Annotated in this window: 5 protein-coding genes; 3 read left to right on the forward strand and 2 right to left on the reverse strand. The window is 77.0% G+C overall.

From position 1 onward, the window contains the following. Positions 1-1,488: MFS transporter (locus ACFW1A_RS38095; RefSeq protein ID WP_380417831.1), on the reverse strand; the 1,488-nt coding region annotated here is incomplete at its 3' end. Positions 1,489-1,578: 90 nt separating this feature from the next. On the opposite strand from ACFW1A_RS38095, the gene ACFW1A_RS38100 reads away from it, so the two are divergent. Both ACFW1A_RS38100 and ACFW1A_RS38105 read left to right on the forward strand, forming a co-directional pair. Next, entirely contained in the window at positions 1,579-2,538 is a 960-nt protein-coding gene (locus ACFW1A_RS38100; protein WP_380417833.1) for a helix-turn-helix transcriptional regulator, read from the forward strand. A 227-nt stretch (positions 2,539-2,765) separates the two neighbouring features. After that, entirely contained in the window at positions 2,766-3,404 is a 639-nt protein-coding gene (locus ACFW1A_RS38105; protein ID WP_380417835.1) for a hypothetical protein, read from the forward strand. Between the two features lie 18 nt (positions 3,405-3,422). On the opposite strand, the gene ACFW1A_RS38110 is transcribed toward ACFW1A_RS38105, so the two are convergent. After that, the gene (locus ACFW1A_RS38110) at positions 3,423-4,982 is read right to left on the reverse strand and encodes an ATP-dependent DNA ligase (RefSeq protein WP_380417837.1); all 1,560 of its coding nucleotides are present in this window, start codon (positions 4,980-4,982) and stop codon (positions 3,423-3,425) included. A 74-nt stretch (positions 4,983-5,056) separates the two neighbouring features. On the opposite strand from ACFW1A_RS38110, the gene ACFW1A_RS38115 reads away from it, so the two are divergent. After that, a complete protein-coding gene (locus ACFW1A_RS38115; RefSeq protein ID WP_380417839.1) occupies positions 5,057-5,275 on the forward strand; it encodes a DUF2277 family protein in 219 nt (72 codons plus the stop codon). Positions 5,276-5,328: the final 53 nt, after the last annotated feature.

Raw genomic sequence — 5,328 nt, forward strand, 5'->3', positions numbered from 1 at the left:
GCCCACCAGTGCCGGCTCGCGGTCCTCGGCCGGCCGGGCCCCGTCCGCGTCCCGGTGGGCGGCGCCCCCGGCGGGCAGCGCGAACATCAGCACGAAGACCAGGCCGAGGGTGCCGACCAGCCAGCGCAGCGCGTGGCCGAAGGCGTGGGTGAAGACCAGGCCGACCGCCTCGCCCGGCCGGGCCGCGTCCACCACGGTGAAGAAGGCCACCGAGACCAGCGCGAGCCCGAGCGCGTTGCCCAGCTGCTGGGTCGTGTTGATCAGGCCGGAGGCCGAACCGGCGTGCTCGCGCGGCACCTGGGCCAGCACCGCCTCGGTCAGCGGCGCCACGATCAGGCCCATCCCCGCGCCCATCACCACCAGCGGCAGCGCCATCTGCCAGGAGTGGATGCCCAGGCCGTACCGGCCGGCCTCCCAGAGGTAGAGCAGCACGCCCAGCGCCATCACCAGCGCCCCGGCCTGCAGCACCCGGCGGCCGAACCGCGGGACCAGCTGCTGCACCGACAGGCCGGCGGCGGTGGAGACCGCGAGCGAGAACGGAATGCCGGTCAGCCCGGCCCGCAGCGGGCTCCAGCCCAGGCCCAGCTGCATGTACAGGGTCCAGACCAGGAAGAAGATCCCGCAGGTCACCCCGAAGACCAGCTGCACCCCGACGCCGGCCGCAAAGCTGCGCACCCGGAACAGCGAGAGCTCGACCAGTGGCGAGCCGTCCTTGCGCGACTTGAACCCCTCGTAGCGGACGAAGAGCGCCAGCACCGGCAGGCTCAGGCCCATCGAGACGAAGCCCCAGAGCGGCCAGCCGTCCTCCCGGCCGCGGGTCAGCGGGTAGAGCAGCATCAGCAGGCCGAGCGCCAGCAGCGCCATGCCGACCAGGTCCAGCTTGAGGCTGCGCTCGGCCCGCGACTCGTCGATGAACCGGCGGCCCAGCAGCAGGCCGACCACGCCGACCGGCAGGTTGATCAGGAAGATCGGCCGCCACTGCAGGCCGGCCAGGTCCCACTGGGTCAGCAGGGCGCCCAGCAGCGGGCCGCTGACGGCGCCCAGGCCCACCACCGCGCCGAACATCCCGAACACCTTGCCGCGCTCGTGCGCCGGGAAGGAGCTGTGGATGATCGCCAGCACCTGGGGCACCATCAGGGCCGCGGTGCCGCCCTGCAGCAGCCGGGTGGCCACCAGCACCCCCGGTCCGGAGGCCAGCCCGCACAGCGCCGAGGCCAGCGTGAAGCCGCCGATGCCGAGCAGGAACACCCGCTTGCGGCCGTGGATGTCGCCGAGCCGGCCGCCGGTGATCAGGCCGATGGCGAAGGCCAGCGCGTAGCCGGCGGTGACCCACTGGACGGAGCTGAAGGTGGCGTGCAGGTCGCGCTGGATGCTGGGGACCGCGACGTTGACGATGGTGACGTCGACCAGGTCCATGAAGGACGCGGTCATCACGATCGCGAGTGCGATCCAGCGGCGCCGGTCGGCGCTCGCGGGACTGGTGGTCATGGTCGGTAGCCCTCTCCGCTGATGTCGATGGCACGACGGTAGGGGGCATGTAGGTCAGATCCGGTCCTAGTTCTCCGCCATGCTGTCCGCATGAGTACCGACACCCCGGCCCGCCTGCTCAGCCTGCTCTCGCTGCTGCAGACCCCGCGCGAGTGGCCCGGCAGCGAGCTGGCCGAACGGCTCGGGGTGACCACCCGCACCATCCGCCGCGACGTCGAGCGGCTGCGCGAGCTCGGCTACCCCGTGCAGGCCAGCATGGGCGCGGTCGGCGGCTACCGGCTGGCGGCCGGCAAGGCGATGCCGCCGCTGCTGCTGGAGGACGAGGAGGCGGTGGCGATCGCGGTCGGCCTGCGCTCGGCGGCGGTCAGCGCGGTCAGCGGGATCGAGGAGGCCGCGGTGCGGGCGCTGGCCAAGCTGGAGCAGGTGCTGCCGACCCGCCTGCGCCGCCGGGTGGCCACCCTGGGCGCGGCCACCGTGCCGCTGCTGGACGGTGGGCCGCTGGTGGACGCCGAGCTGCTCGTGGTGCTGGCCGGCGCGGCGGCCGCGGGCGAGCGGCTGCGCTTCGACTACCGGGCCGCGGACGGGGCGCCCAGCCGCCGGCTGGTGGAGCCGCACCGGTTGGTGGCCACCGGGCGGCGCTGGTACCTGGTGGCCTTCGACAACGACCGGGACGACTGGCGGATCTTCCGGGTGGACCGGGTCGCCGCGCCGCGCCCGACCGGCGTGCGGGTGCCGCCGCGCCGGCCGCCGGCCGAGGACGCCGCCGCCTACGTGTCCAGGAGCCTGCGGCTGCACGCCCGGACCCTGTCCGCGGTGGCGCTGCTGGACCTGCCGGCCGCGGAGGCGCTGCGGCGGTTCGGCGGCACCCCGGTCCGGGTGGAGGAGGTGGACGAGCGGCGCTGCCGGGTGCGCACCGCCGGTGACACGGTGGAGTGGCTGGCCGTCCGGCTGCTCGCGCTGGGCTGCGAGTTCCGGGTCGAGGAGCCGCCCGAGCTGGTGGCGCACCTGCGGCAGCTGGGCGGGCGGATCGGCCGGGCGACCGACGGGTGAATTCCGCCGGTCCGGCGGGCGCGCTGTCCCGGCCGACCGGCGGGGCGCCGGTAGCGTGCCGGTCCGGACGGGTCGTCGGGCGGGCGTCCGCCGGACGCCCGGCGGGTGCCGGAGGTCGGGCCGGGCCCGTACGAACCACCGCGCCGGGCCGGGGAAATGCCCTGTTCCGGCCCCGCGCAACTGAGTTATCGTCTGATGGTCGTAGCGGCACCGGAGAGAGGACGGCCGTGAGGCGGCATACCCCGTCGGGGCGGGTCTGGCGCAGCCTGCGCGGGGCGTTCGGCCGGCGCGGGCCGCGACCGATGTGGCGTCCGGTGGACCGGGCGCGCCGCCGGGCCCGGATGCTGCTGGTGGCCGGCCTGCTGGTCTCGCTCGCCGCCAACGCGGTGCTGGCCGCGCACGCGGTGGCCACCGCGCCCGCCCGCGCCCGGGCCGGCGCGGCGAAGGTGCACCGGATCGACGCGCTGGTGCTGGGGCCGGTCCGTCCGGACGCCCCGGCGGTGGCCACCCGGTTCCGGGCCGGCGAGCTGGTCCGGGTCGGCTGGACGTACCCGGCGGACCACCCGGTGGTGGGGCGGATCGAGCTGCTGGACCCGGTGAGCGCCGGGCAGCCGGTGCCGGTCTGGGTCACCGACCGGGGCGAGCTGGCCGACACCCCGCAGGGCGCGGGCGCGTTGATGCTGCTGGCCCTGGCCGGCGGGGCGCTCGGGGTGCTGACGCTGGGTCTGGGCCTGGCCGGGCTCTACCTGCTGCGCTGCCGCACCCTGGACCGCCGGGCACACCGCGCGTGGGCCGCCGACTGGGCCCGGGTGGAGCCGCACTGGTCCGGCCGGGTGGACGGCCGGCCGGGGAACCCCGCCGCCTGACGGGCGCGCCGGCAGCCGTCAGGTGCCTCCTGCCGCCGGGTCCGACGGGAGGAAGGCGCGCACCGCGGCCACCGTGTCGGCCTCGGCGGCGCCCTTGTCCTCGCGGTAGCGCAGCACCCGGGCGAACCGGAGGGTGACACCGGCCGGATAGCGGGTGGACCGCTGGACACCGTCGAAGGCGATCTCCACGACCAGCTCCGGGCGGACCTCCACGCCCCAGGACGGGCGGGCGACGGCGAGCTCCTGGAGGCGTTCGGTCTGCCAGCCGAGCAGCGCGTCGGTGAGGCCCTTGAAGGTCTTGCCCAGCATGGCGAAGCCGCCGTCCTCCCGGCGGGCGCCCAGGTGCAGGTTGGACAGCCGCCCGGTGCGCCGCCCGTGCCCCCACTCGGCGGCCAGCACCACCAGGTCCAGGGTGAGCACCGGCTTGACCTTCAACCAGCTCGCGCCGCGCCGCCCGGCGGTGTAGCCCGCGTCCAGCGCCTTCACCACCACCCCCTCCTGGCCCCGGGCCAGCGCCTGCTCGGCGAACGCGGCGGCGGCCGCGCGCTCGGCGGGCGCGGCCGGGTCGGCCACCGTGAGGCGGCGCACCCGCAGCCCGGCCGGGACCAGCTCGGCCAGCCGGGCGTGCCGCTCGGCGGTGGGGGCGGCCAGCAGGTCGCGGCCGTCCAGGGCGAGCAGGTCGAAGAAGACCGGGGTGAGCGGCAGCGCCTCGGTGGCGCCCGGGACGTCGAGGCTGGAGCCGACCCGGGCGGAGGTCTGCTGGAACGGGCGGGTCCGCCCGTCGGGGCCGAGCGCGACCACCTCGCCGTCCAGCACCGCCTGCCCGGCCGGCAGCGCCCGGGCGGCCGCCACCACCTCGGGCAGCCGGGCGGTGACCTCCTCCAGGGTGCGGGTGTAGACCCGCACCAGCGCACCGTCCCGGTGGACCTGGATCCGCACCCCGTCCAGCTTCTCGTCCACCACGCACGGGCCGAGGCGGTCCAGCGCCTCCGGGACGGACCCGGCGGTCTGCGCGAGCATCGGCAGCACCGGGCGGCCGACCGTCAGCGTGAACCGGGCGAGCGCGGCCGGACCCTCGCCGAGCAGGGCCCCGGCCACCGCGCCGAGGCTGCCGCCGAGCATCACCGCGCGGCGCACCTCGGCCGGGTCGGCGCCGCCGGCGGCGGCCAGCGCGTCGACCGCGACCGCGTCCAGCGCGCCCTGGCGGACCTCGCCGCCGATCAGCCGGACCAGGAACTCCTGCTCGGGGGCGGTCGCGGCGGCCAGCAGCCCGGTGAGCCGGCGCCGCCGCTCGGCCTGCGCGCCGGTCCCGCGCACGGCGGCCAGCCCGGTCAGCGCCGCGTCCACCTGGCGCACCGTCAGGGTGGGCCGCGCGGCGGGCGGGACGGGCTCGGCGAAGCTGGTCCAGCCGACGCCGATCCGGCCCTGCGGGAGGCGGCCGGCCAGGTAGGTGATCACCACCGGCAGCTCGGCCGGCCCGGTGGCCCGGAACAGGTCGGCCAGCAGGGCGGTCTTCTGCGACCGCGCGGTGGTCGCGGCGACCTCGCGCGAGGTCCGGGCGAGTTCGGCCAGCAGCATGCCCCCATGCTCGCCCGGCGCCGGGCGGCGGGCGAGTCGGCCCGGTTGTCGGTGGGGCGCGGCAGACTGGAGCCATGTGCCGAAGCATCAAGACGCTGCGTCCGCCGGTCATGCCCGAGGTGACCGAGGAGGACATCCACGCGGCTGCCCTGCAGTACGTCCGCAAGGTGTCCGGCTTCCGGGCGCCCGCCGCGCACAACCGGGAGGTCTTCGAGCAGGCGGTCGCCGCGGTCGCGGCGGCCACCGCGGAGCTGCTGGCCGGCCTGCAGGTGCGCGGCGCCGCGCGGACCTGACGGGGCCCGCGGTACCGGGAGCGGGACCGCGGGCCCCGGGGGGGCGGCGGGTC

It is taken from the genome of Kitasatospora sp. NPDC058965 (assembly GCF_042741245.1).
Classification (GTDB): Bacteria; Actinomycetota; Actinomycetes; order Streptomycetales; family Streptomycetaceae; genus Kitasatospora.

Coding starts and splice junctions, on each gene's coding strand:
- ACFW1A_RS38100 (WP_380417833.1), top strand. CDS start 1,579: ATGAGTACCGACACCCCGGCCCGCCTGCTCAGCCTGCTCTCGCTGCTG.
- ACFW1A_RS38115 (WP_380417839.1), top strand. CDS start 5,057: ATGTGCCGAAGCATCAAGACGCTGCGTCCGCCGGTCATGCCCGAGGTG.
- ACFW1A_RS38110 (WP_380417837.1), bottom strand. CDS start 4,982: ATGCTGCTGGCCGAACTCGCCCGGACCTCGCGCGAGGTCGCCGCGACC.